Origin of the sequence: Rhizobium sp. P32RR-XVIII (assembly GCF_012641395.1) — a bacterium.
Classification (GTDB): Bacteria; Pseudomonadota; Alphaproteobacteria; order Rhizobiales; family Rhizobiaceae; genus Rhizobium.
On record NZ_JABAIH010000009.1, the window covers coordinates 74,205 to 91,508 of the forward strand.

The window sequence follows — 17,304 nt, forward strand, 5'->3', positions numbered from 1 at the left end:
TGAATCGGTTGCGGTTCATGGTCCTCTGAAGGGCCAAGGCTTGCTTCAAAATGGATTATTTCAACGGGCAAGGACCTGCTGTCTGGTCCGTTAGCGTACTCAGCATCCGACATAGCTGCGTTCGCGGGAACCGTTCACCCGCATGGTGGTTTGGATTTGATCGAGGTCAATCATGATCTCGATTATAGGAGAAACGATTATGCCATCAACCAGCGGAACACAGGGCAGCAAAACAAGCTCAAAGTCCGGCGGGGGCAAGAGTGCCTCCAGTAAAGACAGCTCGGCTTCGAGCGGCAAGCAAGGCGGTTCTCACGAGCAGCACGTAAAGGCTGGCGAACAGAGCCACAAGAATTCGAAATAGAACCATGAACGAGCCGGTTTGGAACTGGCTCTTTCATGACTTGGATCACATCCGTAATCCCGGAGGCAAACCAATGAGCACGAACGATCAGAACGCCACACCCCGAGCAGCGCCGTCCCAAGGACGTCGGTCCGGTTGCCGGGAAACCGGAGGCGGCTGACAAGGAATCTTTGGCCCCGCCACAGTACAACCGCCGGGCTCTAAAGATGAGAGCGCGCGGCCGATCGTTAATCCTGTTAGCGGCGGCACGATCTGAACGGAATTCGCAACTAATCGGCCCAGGTCGGTGAGGTGGCCGCGACACCGGTGCCGCGCACAATAGCTTGCCACTTGATTGGCGGAGAGGCCTTGCCCAGTTTTACCGATGGCTCGCGACCCCAGACACGAAGCTTGCCGAGCTTCGAGACGAAAGCGTGCAGACCATCCTCTCGCGCAAGGGCTAGTACGCCGTCGTCGAAGTCGTCGGCGATCCCGGCCTTTTCAAGCAGGGGTAGCGCAGACTGGTCGTAACCGATGAACTTGCAGTGCTGGAAGGCGTCGGCGACGAAGTCTCGCGCCGTTGCCTCCTTGATGATGTCGTTGATCCCCTCCGCCGAGGTCAAAATTGCAACAGCGTCAAATAGCACCGACGGCCCGCCGTCGATCATGTGATGCGCTTCAACCCAACAAGCCGTCAGTCTTCGATAAGGAAACCGGCCTGCCCATCGAGGCGTCGGGACGGAAGCTCGGCGGTCTGACCCGTAAGGACGCCGACGACATAGCTGCGCAGCTTAACGCAGCCTTCATCGATCACATCTCCGATACGAATTTGGAACAATGAAGGAGCAACGTAGTTGGGCCGCATCTAACCAAGCTAAATGGGAGGATCTCCAATGCTCTTGAAACTCATCACGGTCTCTGCTCTTTCGATTGGTCTTGCAACATCGGCGATGGCTCAGGCCAGCGGCGGTTCCGGTTCTAGTGGTTCTGGTACCACGAGCGGCTCCGGCAACACCGGCGGTTCTGCCGGCCAAAATCAGAACACGAGCGGTAACTTCAACGGCGGGACTGATGCCGCCGGCGGTGATATCAGAGAGTCCTCGGACTGCGTTCAGGGCAAGACCGCAACCAACAAGGCGGGCAAGCCCGTACCTGGTACAGCCAAGCGCGCCGGTGGCAACTGCCAGTAACATCCAACGGGGCGGACGACCATTAAAGACCTCGCACAGTGCGTGCGAGGTCTTTATCGCGCGGCCGATTTGAAGGCGTTAGGTGTGGCAGGGTGTGGCAGCCTCGATTGATTCTTCACGAAAATTATTTCAGCCTAAGTGTGGCAATCATCGCTGCATCTATTTGAAATCGCCTGATTTCGATATTTCGGGCGAGGCCTCCAAACCTTCTTTCACCCCATTGTAAGTGGTTGATTTTGCCGCTGAAATTCTCAGGTGTGGCAATTTGGACTTGAACCGTTCCGCCACACCAAATCGAGGTGTGGCAGTCCGTTCCTGTTTTAGCCATCCGTTCCATCGGCCGCCGGCAGCAGTTTCGTGCCGATTCCATCCCAGTTGATCTTCGCAGCTGCTTGTCTGGCGAGACGTGCCCGGTTCGCATTCCGGGTGTAAATTTTCGACGTCTTCGCGTCCTTCCAGCCGAACATCGCTTCAAGCATATTATCCGTCGCTTCGTTGTGGGCGACGTCGGTCGCGAGCCCTTTGCGCACTGAATGCGAGGTCAGATGCGGCATCCCTGCCTGACGCCACCAATCCGAAATGCGATTCCCCAGACCTTCACACTGAATGGCTTTCCGAACTCGGTCACGAGATAGGTGAGGGCCGTAACCTTGTGCATCGCCAAGACGCCTTCGAGAATCGGATGTATCGCGATCTCGATATCCACAGGCGTCCGGTTTCGGTTCTTGAAGAGGCGAAGCTTGAAAGCATCCCGCCGGCGGTGCTGAGGACCGAGGAGCGCAAGATCCGATACGCGCAGGCCGGTGTACATCTGAATGGCGAGGTACAGGGCCGCCTTGGATTGGGCGCCGTGATGTTCGATGAACTTGGCGAGCTCCTCCGGCTTGGCTGTCTCATGGCCGTCGGTGTGAACCTTAAATGGGTCTACCAGCCGCGCGATGTTCGGCGTGATTGGCTTATTGTCTTTCTTCGTCTCAAAGACCTGGCGGAGGACCTTCAAGCGCTCATCGGCGGCAAATGGCGCTTCCTTCTTCCGATCGCGAAGAACCTCGATGTGAGCTGCGGTCATTTTTCGAAGTGGGATGTCAGCGAAGAGGCGATCATCCTTTTCACTTAGCGGCTCTGCCCACATAGCCTCCATGATATTCCGGTGCCGGTCCTGCGTTGTCTTGTCCAGGCTGGTGAAGGCGAGGGAGCGCATGTACTCCATGCAGAGCCACCGGAACGTATTGTGCTTCACAACGACTGGATAGAGCCTTGGCCTCGCCAACGCGCTCCCTGAGCGGCTGTGCGGCTTTGCGGGCCTTCCAATATGCCGTGGCAAACTCTTCGGAGGTGAGAGCCCTGCGCCCTGGCGATTTGCTGGGGGCGAGGGCGCCAAGGCCGACTATGACGCCATCGTCTAGCTCTACCGCGCCGAGAAGTACAAAGCCGACCGCGTGGCCATCGCCGCTACCGATGCCGACTGGAAGAAGATCAACAGCGTCTTCGGCTCCAACGTCGAGGGAGTAGCCGAGATGGGCAGCATCAAATGCCGCTTCGGTGATCCGACCATTCGCGAGCGTATGACCTTCGAGGCGCAATTCACCCGATACGTATCGATGCGGCCAGAGCGCCCGGCCGGAGTTGGATCTGTGATGCAGACATCCTTCGCCTTTCCAATCAAGACGCGCAGCTCGACCAGGTCGTTCGGGTGCTCGTAGGCCGTGAGTTCACTGGCACCGTTGGAATGCTTTTCTCGACCGTGGTCCTCCGACCTCCTGCCGGCAGAGAATGGTAGCAACCGGCATGCTAATCACGGGAACGCCGGTTAATGCGCGCGAACTGTATAGCGACATGATCAAGGCGGTTTCCTCGATCCTCGTCCAGAACCCCGCCTTGGTCCGCTCGCCGTCGCTCGTCGGTGATCAATGCAATCGACCTCGGCAGCTCCGGCGCAAGGCTAAGGCCATCAATTGCGGAATACCGACAAACCATGTTCTCCGCGTTTGATCGGCGTGAAATTCTACAAGGCCCTACAGGGCGATCTACTTGACATGATGAAGCGGCATGAACGTGGCGGTGTTTGCGGACTGGACCTATGAGCAGGTGCGGGCGAGAATCATCGAGGTAGCGGAGACGCTGGCTGCCTCGCCTACGGCTCTCGGGCCGCGCATGAGCCAGGGCGCATTCTTCCCGAGCCGGTAAGGCCAAGCCTCACGCCGACACCAATTTGAGAACCGGGCGGCTATAGCCCGTTGGAGAGCCGCGAAAGCGCACATGTGGGCTTGACCCTGCACTTGGCGCCGAAGCCATGGCCCGCACCGGACGCGGGTGAAACAGCGGCATCATTCGTGTCTGAGGCTCTGCCTGGATTGGTCGCCGGAAACATCCTCACTCGCCCGGGCTTCGGCTCGGGCGCCAATTCGAGCCAAAGCGGAACTTGCTTTAAACACATTGGGGTGCAAAGGTCGTCCATCGAAATTGCTAGTCGAGCTTCGTTTCACGCACCGCGCGTTCAAGCTGATCTTTCCTTTCAAAATCGATTTCTACGTCGTCTGGCGGCAAGCCGGAGGCGATTACCCGTTGGAACGAAGGAAGATAGTATGAGCAAGACCAATGCAGCCGAGATCCGGCGAAGAGCCGAGCGCCAGGTTGCCAACACGAGTGGCGGCGGTCATCTCGGCGGCACCAATTTCGGCCAGGCCAATGATGCCAAGACCTCGGGGGGTAGTAGTCAAGGTGGGAACCGCCGCCCCAGCGGCGGCCGCAAATAGTCAGAGATTGGTTTGCTGACCAATCTACCGAAATGACCATCACAGCCCGTCACCTTAAGCGGTGGCAGGCTTCCCATGCCTGCGTTGTGGCTTCACGCTCGTCCTGGTGCCGCGACACCTGGATTAGCCGTCAGCAGGCGAACGACCTCGGCAGCCAACTCTGTAACATCGTACACAATGGCCGCGCCATGGTTACTGGTGGCGGTCGTGACTATTGATGTACGATCAGGGAGCGCCACTAGGGACACCACCTGATCCGGGTTTATGAAAACAGGCACCGCAGCCTGTCCAATCAGTGTCAATTGCACAAGCCTCATGTCATCCCTCCTGCACGCGAGGTTTGTCTTCGCGGTATCAACGCAAAACACTCGGGAAAGTTTAAGTGGGATGGGTTAGAGGGTCGCTACCTCGATTGCTGAACGCAGGGCGGCCGGACAAACACGGGAAAATCCCGTGAATGGATGAATACCGAAAAAGAAAACAAAGGCCCTTAGGTGGCCGCCCATAGCCCGCCCCGTAACCGGTTTTTCATTCGGAGAGCGAGATGATCGAAACCATCCTCTGGCTAGCGGTCATGCTGCTGGCCGTTCATTGGCTGCTCGACCACCCGCTGCAGAGTGACTTTCCTCTCCGGGCCTAAACAATCGGGCCCGCTGCGCGTTTATCACCTGATCGCCGGCGTAGGGCTGGTCACCGGCAGTGTGTGGCTCGGGTTAGCGGAATGGCTGGCTCACACGATCATCGACGAGGTAGCGGTTGGGGGCGGGACGACGTTCGCTCAGGATCAAGCCTCACAAATCGCCGGCAAGGCCGTCTGGCTCGCCTACCCTCCTCCTGTCCGCAACGCTGCTGCATGGATCGTCTATCTCGCCCTGGTGGCGCTGACATTCGCGGCGGCCGCTCTCGCGGCATGGTGGCCGAACTGACGCTTCTGAAAGGATCGGGTACTCCGACGTATGTTGGAGTTCGGCTATTCTACTTCGGCACGGCGAAAGTTCACCTTTCGCCGTTTCGGACTCTGTTTCTGTAGCGCTCTCGATCCTCTTCGGAGGCACCGGTCACTACATCCTGCCCGAGCACGCTCCGCGACGTTGGAGTGAGCCACGGCTTCGATGGATTTTCTTGTTCCCACAATAGCTTCGCTAGGCGCTCGATCTCGTCGTCTTTCATGAGACGCTCCCAAGGTTAAGCCATGCCATCTGAAAAACGCACGGCATGAGAAGTTCGCTCAAGCCCTCGCCAAAGCCAAGTTTCTCGGCGTCGACGGAGGCTTTGGGAATTTTGTTAGAGTTATCGGAACGGTGGATTCGCTTCGATCCAGCTGTCCGTGTCTTTGTGGTATCGCTCGTGCTTATGGTTGTGCGTCAACTCGGACACCATCAGCCTGTCGTTCTCCAGAAGGAATCGCTGATAGTAATCGTGAACTTCGGCAGCCGTGTTGGCCACGTTTACGAGCCAACATGACAGCTGGTATTTGTGCGCTCCGTGGCGCATGAGGTCACGAAAGAGCGGCCGGTAAAGGGGTGCGCTCTCCTTCTTGACGAGCTCGAAAGTAAGGATGAACGGAGGCATGCTCCCATCCTCTCTGCTACCGGGCCAGGAGGTGCAGGTACCGCCTTCCATGAATGCCGCCTCCGGGCACCGCGATGTCTTCAACCCACCGCTGGCTACCGCCGCCTTAAATAACGCACTCTAGCGGAAATTGGTTCAAGGCAGCACGCCGCTAGAAAATTCTTATCGCGAAGTGCGAAGGCTCCACGATCAGTACAAATGATTTTGCTCACTCTCGCCAATATAAACCGCGGTGGCGCCAGACATCCCTGATCTTCGCTTCGATCTCTTTGAGTGACCGCTCGTCAAAGTCTTGGTTCAAGGTCATAGCCAACGCATGCAAGTCCGTGATTATTCGGCCTTGCCTGCTCGGCCAGATCAGCCTGTCCATTGATTGCGGCCATAAGGTCGTCGTCCATCCCGTCCTCCAAGGTCCCAGGCACGGGGAACGCACGGCATTAGACTTTGTTCTCCGGGGTAAGCCACCCTTCATTCACGGCGTGAAGTGGGTCAGCCGGACTAAAGCAGAGAGCTATCGATCGTCGGGATTTCGCCTGCCTCTACCCTCATCTTCGCTTGTGTAAGTGCGAACTCTTTGGCTTCTGGGTTCGGTGGAGGATCATCGCCAAGGCGGTTCTCGTGATCCGAAATCGGCCGCAGGAGGGGGAGATGAACTCGGCAATGTCTTCTATCCCCGATAGCTCCTCCTGGGCTGGTTCATCGGATATCGGGCAAGTGTCGCTGTACCAATTCATTCACTCCTCCCCAGGTTGCATTGGAGGTTGGCGCAAGTGCTTCCCGGAGGCAAGATGGCTTCGCTAGCTGATTGTAAGTAGGAACACTTTTTGAGTGCCTTCGCGGAAAGCTTCGTCGTTGCCGATGCACCAGTGCCCTTGGTGAAGTTCTTCACACCAGCGGATGGTGACATCATCACCTTCGCAGGAGATACCAACCAGTATGTGGTGGCCTCTGGTGACTCCGACGTATTAAACGCTGGCACGATCACGCTGCAGAATCCGGGCCGTCGTCAGGCTATCCGAGCCTCTGCGACGGCAATCACCGTTGTCGGCAACTCCGCCCGCAACATGTTCTTCGCCCGCTCCGCCCTCGCTCTTGCGACCCGTGCCCCGGCGGCGGCGCAAGGCGATATGGCGGCCGACCGCATCATCATCACCGATCCGCTCTCCGGTCTTTCCCGTCGAGCTCTCTTTTTACGAGCAGTATCGCCAGATCCAGTACGAGATCGCAGCGGCCTGGGGCTGCGCAGCGATCAAGAAGGACCACATCGGTCTGGTGCTTGGCTGACCGGTCTTAACACCGGCCGGGGCTTCGACCCCGGCCTAATTCTCGTCTGCTGAGGCTCGACCTGGTGAATTACCCTCAGGCTCGCTAATGGCTTGATTTAGGTTGATGTTCAGCAAGTGGCAGAGTTCTTCTGCCTCAGCCCTCCGGAGCCCCTTGAGTGGCGTTCCGGGTGGCATCTCGGCAAGCAGACTGGTGTGAGAGTCGACGACGTCCCAGCCGGTCAGCAAATTTCGCGTCAAGTTGTATCTGTTGGTGCTCATCGGACAATCGAACGCAATCTCGGGCGGTTTGTTCCAAGCAAAAACTCATTCAACCGGAGAACGAACATGGAAACGAATAGGTTGATGCGATGTGGATTAGATGGGCTAAGAAGTTTTTCGCTACCGCAGAGCTTTGGCGCTGTAAGCGGCGGCCAAGAATTCCTCGTAGCCGGCAACCCTTGGCGACGACTGGTCGGGCGCTTCGTCAAGAAAGGTGCGAGCTTCGACGTTTAAATCCGACCCGGGTTTCACCAGGCGGACGAGCGGCGAGTATTGTGCTAACCACTGGTTTTTATGTGTCTTCACGTCGAACAGTAGCGTTGGCACATGGCACAAAATGCTAAATATCGCCATGTGGAAACGACCGCCGATGTGCAGACAGCATCGGGACAATGTCTCAGCAGCCTTCTCGATACTGGCGGTTTCAGCGAAGATACCGCCCCGTGCCACTATGTCCCGCTCGAATTCGGCGAGGCGATCAACGGCGTGCGTGAGGACTATGGGGCGCAGGGAAAGCGTGTCACATGCGTCAATTGCGGCTTTGAATATCGTGATGTCATCCGCCGCATCGTTGCGAGCGCCAGTGGTTATCAGACAACCATCTCGCTCAGAGGCTTGGGACGGAGGGATGCGTAGAAAGGCGGCATCCGGCAGAAATCTTACATTGTGATGACTTGCCGATATTTCATCGCGTGCCGCAACGAACTTCAGCGTTTCGAACAGCATGCGAAGATAGACGTCCCGCTCGTCTGAGTAGATTGGGATGGTACCGTTCAAGACGGCATAGGGTATCCCTATTTGCTGTGCAAGGAGCGCTGGCGTGAAAAAGGTTGCAAGGCCCTCCATTGTCGTCTTGGGATCAAGAGAACCTTCCGGTTGGAGGACCACGAAACTGGACTCCATGATGGTACCGAGGGCGTTGTCGCCATAGCCAACCCGCAGACGGTTCTTGAGTTCATCTTGATCTGGATTTTTCACGGCGATGCTTATCGCGAAATCTTCTCGAAAGGCTGAGAACCGAAACCCAAGTGACGTGATCGCGGCTTCAGGGAAGATCTTGCGGATCTTATCTTTTAACCCTTGGCTCGTTAGCCGACATCCGATGTTGACCCGGAAGTCCGTGTCATTGAATAACGCCAGCTTGAAATTGCCGTTTGAACTTTTCGCCCGCGCCAATTCCTCGACGAATGTCCGGTAATGGGTCCAGAAGCCCGAAGTGTCGCCGGCAAGTTTTCTGTCACAGAGGTCGAGCGCGTGGCCATACATTTTCTCATCGACAAGCAATCCGACAGCTCGCCGAAGTTTGGCGTCCTGATGCGGCTTGTCCTTAACGGCCTCAAAGATGTGATTTGCGAACTTTTGCTTGTCTTTGCCTTTGCTGGCCTTGCCGAGGCGCCAATGAATGGCTGAAGAGATAGCGCTTAGCATGGCGGCCGAGAACCTTCTAAACACATCGAATGAAGAAAATCTAAAACTGCATAGACAGGTTTAGAGATCAAGCGCTGAGTATTCAACGATAATCACTATCATTTGCCAGCGCCTGCTGAATTCGCTCCGGCCGATGAAGATAATCCGTAGGCATGTACTCGGTACACTAGCCACCGCTCCCTGCGCCTTCTCCACCAAGGAACACCAATGAACCGCTCAAACTTTTACGCGGCGTTTCGCGGCCCCGCGGAGGCGGAGACCCTGCGTAGGGTCCCGGGCTGATGGTTTTTAGACCTCTTCGCTCCATCTCGTCTGTTACTCCTCTGTCTTTTGGACCTCACGGAAGCTCTCGATCTCTTCCGGCTCCTTCTCATCTATACGCGTAATCTCGTTCCTCGCCTCGCCCTGCGTATGAAGCAGTTGGTCTAGTTTGGCGTGAATGGCTTGGGTGTCTCGGTGCTCGGCGCGCTGGATGAACAACGTCATCAACCATGTGGCAAGCGTGGCAGCGCCATGCCACTCCAATGTCTTCGGGCTGAAGACGAGCCATCCGATGGCATAAAGGAATACGATCACGAAAGCCGATGGACGAGCAGTCCAAGTACCTAGGTGTGTCAAAAAGGATTGCCACTGCATCGGGTTCTCCATCCATTGCTGGAGCCGCAACCCGCATCACGCATCCTAGTACCACCTGATGCCCCAAAGGCCACTCGCTGAGGCGGGCTTCACTTTCAGGAACACCCCACCATGCACGCACAACTTCCACGCGGCGCTTCGCTGCGAGGGTGGAGACCCGGCATAGGGCTGGGGCCTTACCGGGTCTCCATGCCGCGCCGGGTCAGCCACCGGCGCAGCACATTCAATGCTGCGTTGGACGTCGATACAGACTTCTTTAGGAAAAGGCGAGGACCGGTGCAGAGATGATTGCCAGGGCAATGATCGAGGCCACTGCCAACTTAATTCTGCGGATACGCCGGGTACGCACACCAGTCCAGTCATAGACCATTTCGAAGATCCTCATGATCATCGGGCACAAGCGGAATCGACTTCCGGCATTGTGCTCACGCCAAGTCACTTGTTGCAAGTGGGACCGCCTATCGCGCCGGTTGCTTGCCTGAACCCTTCGACAACGATCTGGATCATCCAATGGATCCTGCAAAGGACGGGCGGCAAGTGTCGGTCTTTCTGTGAGCATCGTCGCGGAAAACCGCAATTGTCCCCGATATTCACAGGGCTCCCCTTGCTTTGGAAAGCAAAGTTCTGACAGAAAATGTAGGATTCACTCAGCCGTGAATTGCCGTGGCTCCAAAAACGGCGGGACGGTTGGCCCTTAGCTTGGACACCTTGGGTAGCCAACCATCCCCTTCTTGTCTTGCTCCAGTGGAGTGGAGCAGTCACGATGGGAACCCATATTATGGGAAATCTTCAAGTAGCTAGACTGAACTACCAGGGCCACGTCATCGCAGACAAAGGCGACATGCTGTCCTTGACAGACATGTGGAAGGCAGCGGGCGGTGAAGACGCTCGCCGCCCAAGCGATTGGCTGGCGCTTTCCAGTACCAAGGAATTCCGCGAGGCAGTGGAAGCGACTTTGGATGCCGGAAATCCCGGCATCCAAGTAAAGCGTGGCGGTCGCGGCGTCGGCGGCGAAACGTTCGCCCATTGGCAGATTGGCTTGGCCTATGCCAAATACCTTTCTCCTGACTTCCACATGTGGTGCAACACCCAGGTGCGTGCCGTTATTGAAGGGAAAGTTCCCGCTACCATTCCGGCCAATGTCGTTGAAATGCTCCGACGCACTGACGGCATCGCCAAGATGCTCGCTCACACTTCATTGATCTGCCGGCGGCCATAAGTGCTCGGAGCTCGACAAGGAGCACTATCACTTCATCGTCGAAGGCGACGGAAACGTAGTTCGCGGCGATCACACGATTGCCGACAACGTGAGCACCGTCAACGACGACTATGCAGCTCATACCCTGCGGGCGAACACCGGCTCCATCGGCGTCTCCATGGCTTGCATGGCGGGAGCTGTCGAAAGCCCGTTCAATGCCGGCAAGTTCCCGATGACGGAAACACAGTGGAACCGGGCGATAGAGGTCATCGCTCACCTCGCGGACTTCTACCATATCCCTGTCACCGATAAGACGATCCTCTCCCATGCGGAGGTGCAAACGAACCTTGGCATCCAGCAGCGCGGCAAGTGGGACGTGGCTCGGCTGCCGCTCGACCCCAAGACCGTCGGCGCCAAGGCTTGCGGCAACAAGATGCGGGAGCGCGTCAAGGAGCTGCTGTGATGAAGTTCTTCATGGACCACAAAGCATCACCCGATTGGGCGGTTCGCCAGCGTATCATCATCCTGTCGCTGCTTTGGATTGCGGCGATCGTCACGTACCTGGCCGTCTGGGGGCGGCCGATCGCACTCAGCGACACCATCGCCATGAACCTGATCCTGCTCTTCGGCGGCATCATCGGCAGCTATGTCTTCGGCGCCGTGTGGGAGACGAACTCCGCCCGCAAGGTGGCCGTTGCCCAGCAGGCGATAGAGCAGGGCGAGGCCGACGCGACTGTTGAGGTGAAGCCATGATCTTTGGCCTATCGAAGCCCTTGGTCGCCGCCATCGCCGCGGGCCTGCTATTTCTCTTGGCAGCAGCTGGCGTTGCATATCTCGCCGTTCGGGACATCCATTCCATGGTCGACCAGGCGGCAGCAAGCGCCACTGAGCTCGCCGATGCTTCGTGGACGGCGAAGCTCGAGAAGTCGAACGCCGAAGCCAATCAGAAGATTACCGACCAGGCCATTCACGCCCTGCAAATCGAGGCGGAGGCTACCGCGCGCATCAATGCGGCATCACGGCAACTCGAAGAACTGAGGAAACGAAATGCAGCCTTACCTCATGGCGGCGATGTCAGCCTTACCGCTGATCGTGTCCGCTTGCTCCCAGACTAAACCAGAGCCGGTCGTCATAACCAAGGTTGTGACGGCGACGCTTCCTCCTGCATGCCGACGGCCGGCGCCGGCGCTCTTGTCAATGATCAATTGGCATTACGCTAACAGTGAGTGGTGAGTGGCAGTCGGAACAGCGACCAACCAGCTCAAAGGTACTGGTTCACTGTCGGGCGTCGGCCCGTCTCCGGGCCCTAGCCATCCGAACAGCCAAGCAAGCAGAAAAGCCACTGCGGCGGCGAGCACGATCAGGATCCACACACCCAACGTACGCCGTGGTGGCTTGCCGGAATATCGATCAGGATCACTCATTGATCACTCCCGAAGCTGTTCGGGAACCGTGACCGCGCGGCACCAGGATGAGGGCGAATTATCACTGGTGGCTGAGATAGAGGGCTATCCGCGCGGCCATCATGAATAACGCTAGGGATAGGCGAGCGTTCCAGTCGGCTAGGGTGCGGACAAAAGAAACCCCGCCTGCCGTGGAGAGTGGTTGCGGGGTCAGGTCGCCAGAACTGCTGCTGGCTGGATGCGCTGCTAGGAGAGGCAATATGCGCAATCCACCAGTCAACGACCCGAGCAGGCTCTAGGTTCCAGTCCTGTAAACGAGCTGTCTGGGGGGACCAAGGGCTCGTCCAAAAGTGTCGGAGATGGCGAGCCCCTGGTCTTATGGCGACCGCGGATATTGGGTAACGTGGCCGTCACGGCGCTGTGCTTTGGGGGGCTACAGCGCCTAAAACTAAAGCTCCGGGGAGCCCGCTCGTCAATAATCAATCAGGGTTAAGCCAGTCGTTATCTGCCGATCGAAGGGCCCGCTCCTACGGAAAAGCGAGCCCTTGCCGCGCCTCCTGTATCCCCTAGCCATTCAGCGCGGAATCGACCACGCGACATCCGGATAGGTGTCATCCGGTTGAACAGGAGGAACTGCCGCGCCGCCCAGCATCCCAAAGGCATGGCCAGGGGTCGTCCTAAGCATCAAAAAGGACAGAGCCCTGCCGCAGATCACGGCGTCGAGGAGTTTGGGGCTTTGCTTCGGCCGCCGCGGTTTCCGGCTTGGGGGCAAAGGCGCTAAAAGAGTTAAGGCCTGATGTCCGCTGGACAATCATCAGTTAGGATTACCCAGGAGCTCACGAGAAAGGGCTCGCCATGACTGAAGCGAGCCCTTGCCGCTCGGACCTGGAAGGGAAGTGAGGGACTGCGCACCCAAGCGGTCCACTGCCTCAACAATCTGAGTTCGACAATGTTCCTGAGCGGAAGCGCACAGTTGCCGATTAATCTGAGAACTGATGGAACAAATCTCGCATGGGACCATTGTACCCCGTCGGTTCAATTTCTACGGGTGTGGACCGCTTGGGAGACAATCTGCTCTTGCCCTTTTGGGAGGAGTGGAAAATGCTCGATGGAAACGCAACACCGAACATCCTCATCGCAGCGATGGATAGAGAGTCGGCTGAGGCCGTTCTGAATGGCTCCGAGCTGATTGATCTGAAGATCCATCAACAGCTACAGGCTCCTCATAAGCCCATCCAGTACGTCTATTTTCCGGAAACAGGGCTGAACTCGATCATCGTCCACGCGCCGGGCGGTTTGGAGATCGAAACCGGGCTTGTCGGGAAGGAGGGAGTGGTCGGAACGAACGCGCTCGCCGGGATCATACAGTCCCCGGATGAAGTCGTCGTCCAGATAGCCGGCAGCGCCCGTCGCCTGCCGCTGCGCCACATGCAGTCCCTGATTGACGAAAGCGCGGCTCTTGAGGATCTCCTCATCCGCTATTTGCAGACCCTGCAGGTGCAGATCGCCGGCACGGCGCTCGCGAACGGAAGAGCGACGATCGTTCAGCGGCTAGCTCGCTGGCTGCTCATGTGTCAGGATCGCATCGAAAACCCACACCTGGCGTTGACCCACGAGTACCTCTCGACGATGTTAGGCACCCGCAGGGCCGGCGTAACCACAGCGATACATGTCCTCGAAGGTGACCACCTAATACGATCCACGCGAGGTGTTTGCACGATCACGAACCGGCCGGGCCTCATTGAGCGGGCCGGCGGAATCTATGGAGCACCGGAGACGGAATACCGGCGCCTGATCGTTGTGAGCGCAGAAGGTGAGGCTCCGCATGGGACGGAACGCAACTTTCGCTCTAGTCGGGATTCAGGGCGCTACCTTTCTTGAGGCTTCTAAGTCGAGCCTCACGCAACCGTGCGGTTTTGGCCTCGCGCTGAAGGCGTTCCTGTTCAAGGATTGCTGCGGGGCAGACAGGGCCGTCGAACTAGACTTGGAAATACTACCAAGCTCGTCCAAAGGGTCAAAGATGGCGAGCCCCTGGTCTAAATGGCCGCCTCGGATATTGGGTAACGTGGCCGTCACGGGGCTGTGCTTTGGGGGCTCCAGCGCCTAAAACTAAAGCTCCGGGGAGCCTGCTCGTCAATAATCAATTAGGGTTAAACCAGTCGTTATCTGGGATCGAAGGGCCCGCTCCTACGGAAAAGCGAGCCCTTGCCGCGCGTCATGGATCCCCTGCCATTCAGCGCGGGATTGACCACGCGGCACCCGGACAGGGGTGTCATCCGGTTGAACAGGAGGAACTGCCACGCGGCCGAATTGTGCTAAACAAGGCTGGTTCGGTAATGTTCCAAAAAAAGGCGCGCCGAAGCAGGGCAGGTTATGGGAACGGTGACCGCGCGGCGCGACGATTGAGAGTGCGTCTTCGTTGATGGTGGTTAACAGCAAGACTGCCGCACGGTCACCTGCTTAACCAAGTAAGTCCATCTCTGTTCCGGTTCGCTAGCGTACGAAGAAAGACCCCGCTGACTTGTGGAGAGGTTGCGGGGTCAGGTCGCCGGGTTCGGCTGGATGCGGTGGTAGGGTGACACCTGGCGCAATCCGGCAAATTAACGCGCGAAACGGTCGCTGCGTTTCTGTCCGTTACCGTACGATCAAAAAGAAAGCCCCGCCGAAGCGGGGCGAGTTCGCCTGTAGCAACAGTTGAACGACCAGGGCCGTGCGATGTTCCCGTACGGTGGCGTACCGACTAAAAAAGATCGGATGACTGGGGCTCCGGCGGCCTCTCTGCATGGGAGTAACGGGATATCGATCTTCCGGGCAGGCTCCAATGGTTCAACCGGTCAGGAGATCTGCCATGGAACTGTTCGTCGGTCTTGATGTTTCCGTTCGCACCACCAGCGTCTGCGTGATGGACACGAGTGGTAAACTCATCAAAGAGGGCAAGGTTGAGACCGAGCCGGATGCGATCGGCGCCTTGCTTCATGTAATTGGCGACCCCTGTAAGCGTGTCGGCCTTGAGGCCGGTCCGCTTCGCAATGGCTCTACAGCGGCCTGGCAGCCGCAGGCCATCCGGTGATCTGCGTCGAAACACGGCACATGAAGGCTGCGCTCTCGGCTCAGATCAACAAGACCGATCGCAACGACGCCCGCGGCATCGCGCAGATGATGCGTGTGGGGCTTTACAAGCCAGTCCATGTCAAGACCGTCGGGAGCCAAGAGATCCGGATGCTGCTGACCGCGCGCAAGTTCGTGCAGACGAAGATTCTCGATGTGGAGAATAACTTGCGCGGCCTACTACGCAACTTCGGACTCAAGGTGGGAGCCGTGACCAAACTGCAGTTCGAGCGGCGTATTATCGAGTTGCTCAAACAATCCCCCCATCTACGCTTGGTAATCGACCCTCTCCTGAAAGTCCGCCACGTGCTGAGAGAGCAGTTTCGGCACCTGCAAAGGGCCATGGAACGGCTGGCCGAGAGCGACGACACTGCAAGCTGCTGATGACGGCACCGGGCGTCGGGCCGATGGTCGCCCTGAGTTTCCGGGCCGGTGTCGACGCGGTACGGTTCCGCCGGTCGCGCTCCGTTCCCGCCCACTTCGGATTGACGCCCTCGCGCTATCAATCCGGTGAGATCGATCGAGATCGGGGCATTTCGAAATGCGGTGATGCCGCGATACGATGGGCGCTGGTCGAAGCCGCCGGGATCCTGCTGCGAATCTCGAAGCGGAGCTCGCCGTTGAAGGCGTGGGGCCTCACCATCGCTCGTCGGCGAGGCATTGCGAAGGCTACCGTGGCGGTGGCTCGACGTCTGGCAATCATTCTGCATCGGATGTGGGTCGACAACACACCCTATCGCTGGGAGGCCAGTGCCAGTGCCGCCTGAGAGATTGAGTTAAGGGTTCCGCTTCGCCACGGATAGAGGTCCCGTTCAGGGACGAGTGGGTAGGCAATCTCGAGGCGGGGCTGGACGTCAGCTCAGAGCTAACAGTTTCGGAAAAAAGATTGAGATGCCTCTCCATCCGACCCGATCATGAAGCGGTCACGCGCCGACTTCGAAGAGAAGCCAGAGCCCTGGCGGGCGCTCATCACTATCCGGCGTGCTACAGCCGTGACTCTTAAACTATTACAATGACCGTAACCGCGCCGCGTCGACGCGGAGCATAACCTTTTGCTTGACAGACCCAGCCCCAAAAGAGAAGCCCTGCCGAAGCAGGGCAGTTCTCATCAGTATTCAGGGATCGCGCAACCGATCCCGACGCAGGAAACGAATAAGGAAGCCTCAGGTTCCAGCCAGACCATTCGACCAAAAGAAGCCCCGCCGAAACCGGGCAATCTGATCCAGAGGATCGCGCGGCCTTCCAAAAAGGAGCACGGAAGGGTCAAAGCAGTGAGCTCGCCGCGCGATCCCAAATACTAAACGATCAGTGTGGCGCAACGTCCGGTCTGGTAGCGTACCGTGAGAATCAGCCGATGAGGCCGAACGATGCCGCGAAGCTGCCGATGACGCCCGCAATCGCCCCCAGCATGGCCAACCCCATCAGCGTCCCCGTCCGCGATCAAATCGTCCCGACCCTTTACTTTGCTGTGAGCACCTTCCATGTTGCTCACCGGTGAGATTCGGCCTGCGGAGGACCATCAATGAAGTTCAACGGCGTGTTGGCGGCTGCGCTGCTAATGCCGGTGTTGGCGAGTCCCGGTTACGCGCAGGACCAGATCTTCGATGAGCTGCGCTTTGGCGCCTCGACGTCGATCCAGGGCGGCCACGAGCGGGAAGACGGCATCTTTCCGGAAGTCACCGTCTTTTTCGATCCGTTTGGTGCCGATTCCGCCACGACCTGGACCCAGACGCTTGTGAGCCCGCGTATCCATCTCGGTACGTCGATCGGAACTGAGGGCGAAGCGACCCAGTTTTTCACCGGCTTTTCCTGGACTGCCAACTTTACCGAGAAGCTTTTTGCCGAGGCTGGTTTTGGCGGTTTGATCCATACCGGCGAACTCGATCACAACGACGACGGCCCTGCACTCGGCTGCCGTGTCCTCTTCCGTGAGTATGTCGGCGCAGGCTATCGCTTCGACAGTCACTGGAATGTCATGGCTCAGGTTGCCCATTCCTCTCACGCCAACCTCTGCAACGGGCCAAATGACGGCATGACACGTGCAGGCGTGCAGCTCGGCTACAAATTCTAAGCAAAACGATAGGGCCACCGCGTGCGTTACTCACCGGGCGGCGTTCTGTCCGTTCGGC

The 17,304-nt window shown here is 57.9% G+C and carries 17 protein-coding genes and 4 pseudogenes; 14 read left to right on the top strand and 7 right to left on the bottom strand.

What is annotated here, in order from left to right; translation table 11 throughout:
• Nucleotides 1-99: 99 nt before the first annotated feature.
• On the bottom strand, nucleotides 100-297 hold the full coding sequence (locus tag HGP14_RS23365) for a hypothetical protein (RefSeq protein ID WP_168832198.1): 198 nt from the start codon (nucleotides 295-297) through the stop codon (nucleotides 100-102).
• A 137-nt stretch (nucleotides 298-434) separates the two neighbouring features.
• Between HGP14_RS23365 and HGP14_RS35660 the strand changes: the two are divergent.
• Nucleotides 435-617, top strand: a pseudogene (locus tag HGP14_RS35660) (hypothetical protein).
• Nucleotides 618-630: 13 nt separating this feature from the next.
• Here the strand turns inward: HGP14_RS35660 and HGP14_RS23370 are convergent.
• Nucleotides 631-1,023, bottom strand: a pseudogene (locus HGP14_RS23370) (hypothetical protein); the annotation flags it as partial.
• A 210-nt stretch (nucleotides 1,024-1,233) separates the two neighbouring features.
• Here HGP14_RS23370 and HGP14_RS35255 point away from each other — a divergent pair.
• Nucleotides 1,234-1,530 (top strand): hypothetical protein, encoded by a 297-nt coding sequence (locus HGP14_RS35255; protein WP_205927303.1) that lies wholly within the window; start codon nucleotides 1,234-1,236, stop codon nucleotides 1,528-1,530.
• Nucleotides 1,531-1,850: 320 nt separating this feature from the next.
• Here the strand turns inward: HGP14_RS35255 and HGP14_RS23380 are convergent, their stop codons facing one another.
• Complete coding sequence (locus HGP14_RS23380) at nucleotides 1,851-2,084, bottom strand: tyrosine-type recombinase/integrase (RefSeq protein WP_168832268.1); 234 nt, start codon at nucleotides 2,082-2,084, stop codon at nucleotides 1,851-1,853.
• Nucleotides 2,072-2,740, bottom strand: coding sequence for a hypothetical protein (locus HGP14_RS23385; protein WP_168832269.1), 669 nt, complete (start codon nucleotides 2,738-2,740; stop codon nucleotides 2,072-2,074). The genes HGP14_RS23380 and HGP14_RS23385 overlap by 13 nt, the downstream gene beginning before the upstream one ends.
• Nucleotides 2,741-2,969: 229 nt before the next feature.
• Between HGP14_RS23385 and HGP14_RS23390 the strand changes: the two genes are divergently transcribed.
• From HGP14_RS23390 to HGP14_RS35665, 4 genes are all read left to right on the top strand, one after another.
• Nucleotides 2,970-3,233: a hypothetical protein gene (locus tag HGP14_RS23390; protein ID WP_168832270.1), complete on the top strand. Its 264-nt coding sequence runs from the start codon at nucleotides 2,970-2,972 to the stop codon at nucleotides 3,231-3,233.
• Nucleotides 3,234-3,579: 346 nt separating this feature from the next.
• Nucleotides 3,580-3,717: a hypothetical protein gene (locus HGP14_RS23395; protein ID WP_168832271.1), complete on the top strand. Its 138-nt coding sequence runs from the start codon at nucleotides 3,580-3,582 to the stop codon at nucleotides 3,715-3,717.
• 398 nt (nucleotides 3,718-4,115) lie between these two features.
• A complete protein-coding gene (locus HGP14_RS23400) occupies nucleotides 4,116-4,286 on the top strand; it encodes a hypothetical protein (protein ID WP_168832272.1) in 171 nt (56 codons plus the stop codon).
• A 617-nt stretch (nucleotides 4,287-4,903) separates the two neighbouring features.
• The gene (locus tag HGP14_RS35665; RefSeq protein ID WP_246704554.1) at nucleotides 4,904-5,212 is read left to right on the top strand and encodes a hypothetical protein; all 309 of its coding nucleotides are present in this window, start codon (nucleotides 4,904-4,906) and stop codon (nucleotides 5,210-5,212) included.
• 364 nt (nucleotides 5,213-5,576) lie between these two features.
• Here the strand turns inward: HGP14_RS35665 and HGP14_RS23410 are convergent, their stop codons facing one another.
• Entirely contained in the window at nucleotides 5,577-5,858 is a 282-nt protein-coding gene (locus tag HGP14_RS23410) for a hypothetical protein (protein ID WP_168832273.1), read from the bottom strand.
• 824 nt (nucleotides 5,859-6,682) lie between these two features.
• Between HGP14_RS23410 and HGP14_RS23415 the strand changes: the two genes are divergently transcribed.
• Entirely contained in the window at nucleotides 6,683-7,195 is a 513-nt protein-coding gene (locus tag HGP14_RS23415) for a hypothetical protein (protein ID WP_168832274.1), read from the top strand.
• 327 nt (nucleotides 7,196-7,522) lie between these two features.
• On the opposite strand, the gene HGP14_RS23420 is transcribed toward HGP14_RS23415, so the two are convergent.
• Nucleotides 7,523-8,830: a polysaccharide pyruvyl transferase family protein gene (locus HGP14_RS23420; RefSeq protein WP_168832275.1), complete on the bottom strand. Its 1,308-nt coding sequence runs from the start codon at nucleotides 8,828-8,830 to the stop codon at nucleotides 7,523-7,525.
• A 315-nt stretch (nucleotides 8,831-9,145) separates the two neighbouring features.
• On the bottom strand, nucleotides 9,146-9,466 hold the full coding sequence (locus tag HGP14_RS23425; RefSeq protein WP_168832276.1) for a low affinity iron permease family protein: 321 nt from the start codon (nucleotides 9,464-9,466) through the stop codon (nucleotides 9,146-9,148).
• Nucleotides 9,467-10,229: 763 nt separating this feature from the next.
• On the opposite strand from HGP14_RS23425, the gene HGP14_RS23430 reads away from it, so the two are divergent.
• From HGP14_RS23430 to HGP14_RS23460, 7 genes and pseudogenes are all read left to right on the top strand, one after another.
• On the top strand, nucleotides 10,230-10,685 hold the full coding sequence (locus HGP14_RS23430) for a KilA-N domain-containing protein (protein WP_168832277.1): 456 nt from the start codon (nucleotides 10,230-10,232) through the stop codon (nucleotides 10,683-10,685).
• 28 nt (nucleotides 10,686-10,713) lie between these two features.
• Nucleotides 10,714-11,127, top strand: a pseudogene (locus HGP14_RS23435) (N-acetylmuramoyl-L-alanine amidase); the annotation flags it as partial.
• Nucleotides 11,127-11,417 carry a hypothetical protein gene (locus HGP14_RS23440; RefSeq protein ID WP_168832278.1) on the top strand — a complete coding sequence of 97 codons (291 nt, stop codon included), beginning with the start codon at nucleotides 11,127-11,129 and terminating at the stop codon, nucleotides 11,415-11,417. The pseudogene HGP14_RS23435 and the gene HGP14_RS23440, both read left to right, overlap by 1 nt.
• Complete coding sequence (locus HGP14_RS23445; protein ID WP_168832279.1) at nucleotides 11,414-11,779, top strand: hypothetical protein; 366 nt, start codon at nucleotides 11,414-11,416, stop codon at nucleotides 11,777-11,779. The genes HGP14_RS23440 and HGP14_RS23445 overlap by 4 nt, the downstream gene beginning before the upstream one ends.
• 1,389 nt (nucleotides 11,780-13,168) lie before the next feature.
• Nucleotides 13,169-13,948 (top strand): Crp/Fnr family transcriptional regulator, encoded by a 780-nt coding sequence (locus HGP14_RS23450; protein ID WP_168832280.1) that lies wholly within the window; start codon nucleotides 13,169-13,171, stop codon nucleotides 13,946-13,948.
• 967 nt (nucleotides 13,949-14,915) lie between these two features.
• Nucleotides 14,916-15,942: pseudogene (locus HGP14_RS23455) on the top strand (IS110 family transposase).
• Between the two features lie 791 nt (nucleotides 15,943-16,733).
• The gene (locus HGP14_RS23460; RefSeq protein WP_246704560.1) at nucleotides 16,734-17,246 is read left to right on the top strand and encodes an acyloxyacyl hydrolase; all 513 of its coding nucleotides are present in this window, start codon (nucleotides 16,734-16,736) and stop codon (nucleotides 17,244-17,246) included.
• The last annotated feature ends 58 nt before the right edge of the window (nucleotides 17,247-17,304 follow it).

Coding starts and splice junctions, on each gene's coding strand:
- HGP14_RS23380 (WP_168832268.1), bottom strand. CDS start 2,084: ATGCCGCATCTGACCTCGCATTCAGTGCGCAAAGGGCTCGCGACCGAC.
- HGP14_RS23400 (WP_168832272.1), top strand. CDS start 4,116: ATGAGCAAGACCAATGCAGCCGAGATCCGGCGAAGAGCCGAGCGCCAG.
- HGP14_RS23420 (WP_168832275.1), bottom strand. CDS start 8,830: ATGCTAAGCGCTATCTCTTCAGCCATTCATTGGCGCCTCGGCAAGGCC.
- HGP14_RS35255 (WP_205927303.1), top strand. CDS start 1,234: ATGCTCTTGAAACTCATCACGGTCTCTGCTCTTTCGATTGGTCTTGCA.
- HGP14_RS23445 (WP_168832279.1), top strand. CDS start 11,414: ATGATCTTTGGCCTATCGAAGCCCTTGGTCGCCGCCATCGCCGCGGGC.
- HGP14_RS23440 (WP_168832278.1), top strand. CDS start 11,127: ATGAAGTTCTTCATGGACCACAAAGCATCACCCGATTGGGCGGTTCGC.
- HGP14_RS23410 (WP_168832273.1), bottom strand. CDS start 5,858: ATGCCTCCGTTCATCCTTACTTTCGAGCTCGTCAAGAAGGAGAGCGCA.
- HGP14_RS23450 (WP_168832280.1), top strand. CDS start 13,169: ATGCTCGATGGAAACGCAACACCGAACATCCTCATCGCAGCGATGGAT.
- HGP14_RS23385 (WP_168832269.1), bottom strand. CDS start 2,740: ATGGAGTACATGCGCTCCCTCGCCTTCACCAGCCTGGACAAGACAACG.
- HGP14_RS23395 (WP_168832271.1), top strand. CDS start 3,580: ATGAACGTGGCGGTGTTTGCGGACTGGACCTATGAGCAGGTGCGGGCG.
- HGP14_RS23460 (WP_246704560.1), top strand. CDS start 16,734: ATGCCGGTGTTGGCGAGTCCCGGTTACGCGCAGGACCAGATCTTCGAT.
- HGP14_RS23430 (WP_168832277.1), top strand. CDS start 10,230: ATGGGAACCCATATTATGGGAAATCTTCAAGTAGCTAGACTGAACTAC.
- HGP14_RS23425 (WP_168832276.1), bottom strand. CDS start 9,466: ATGCAGTGGCAATCCTTTTTGACACACCTAGGTACTTGGACTGCTCGT.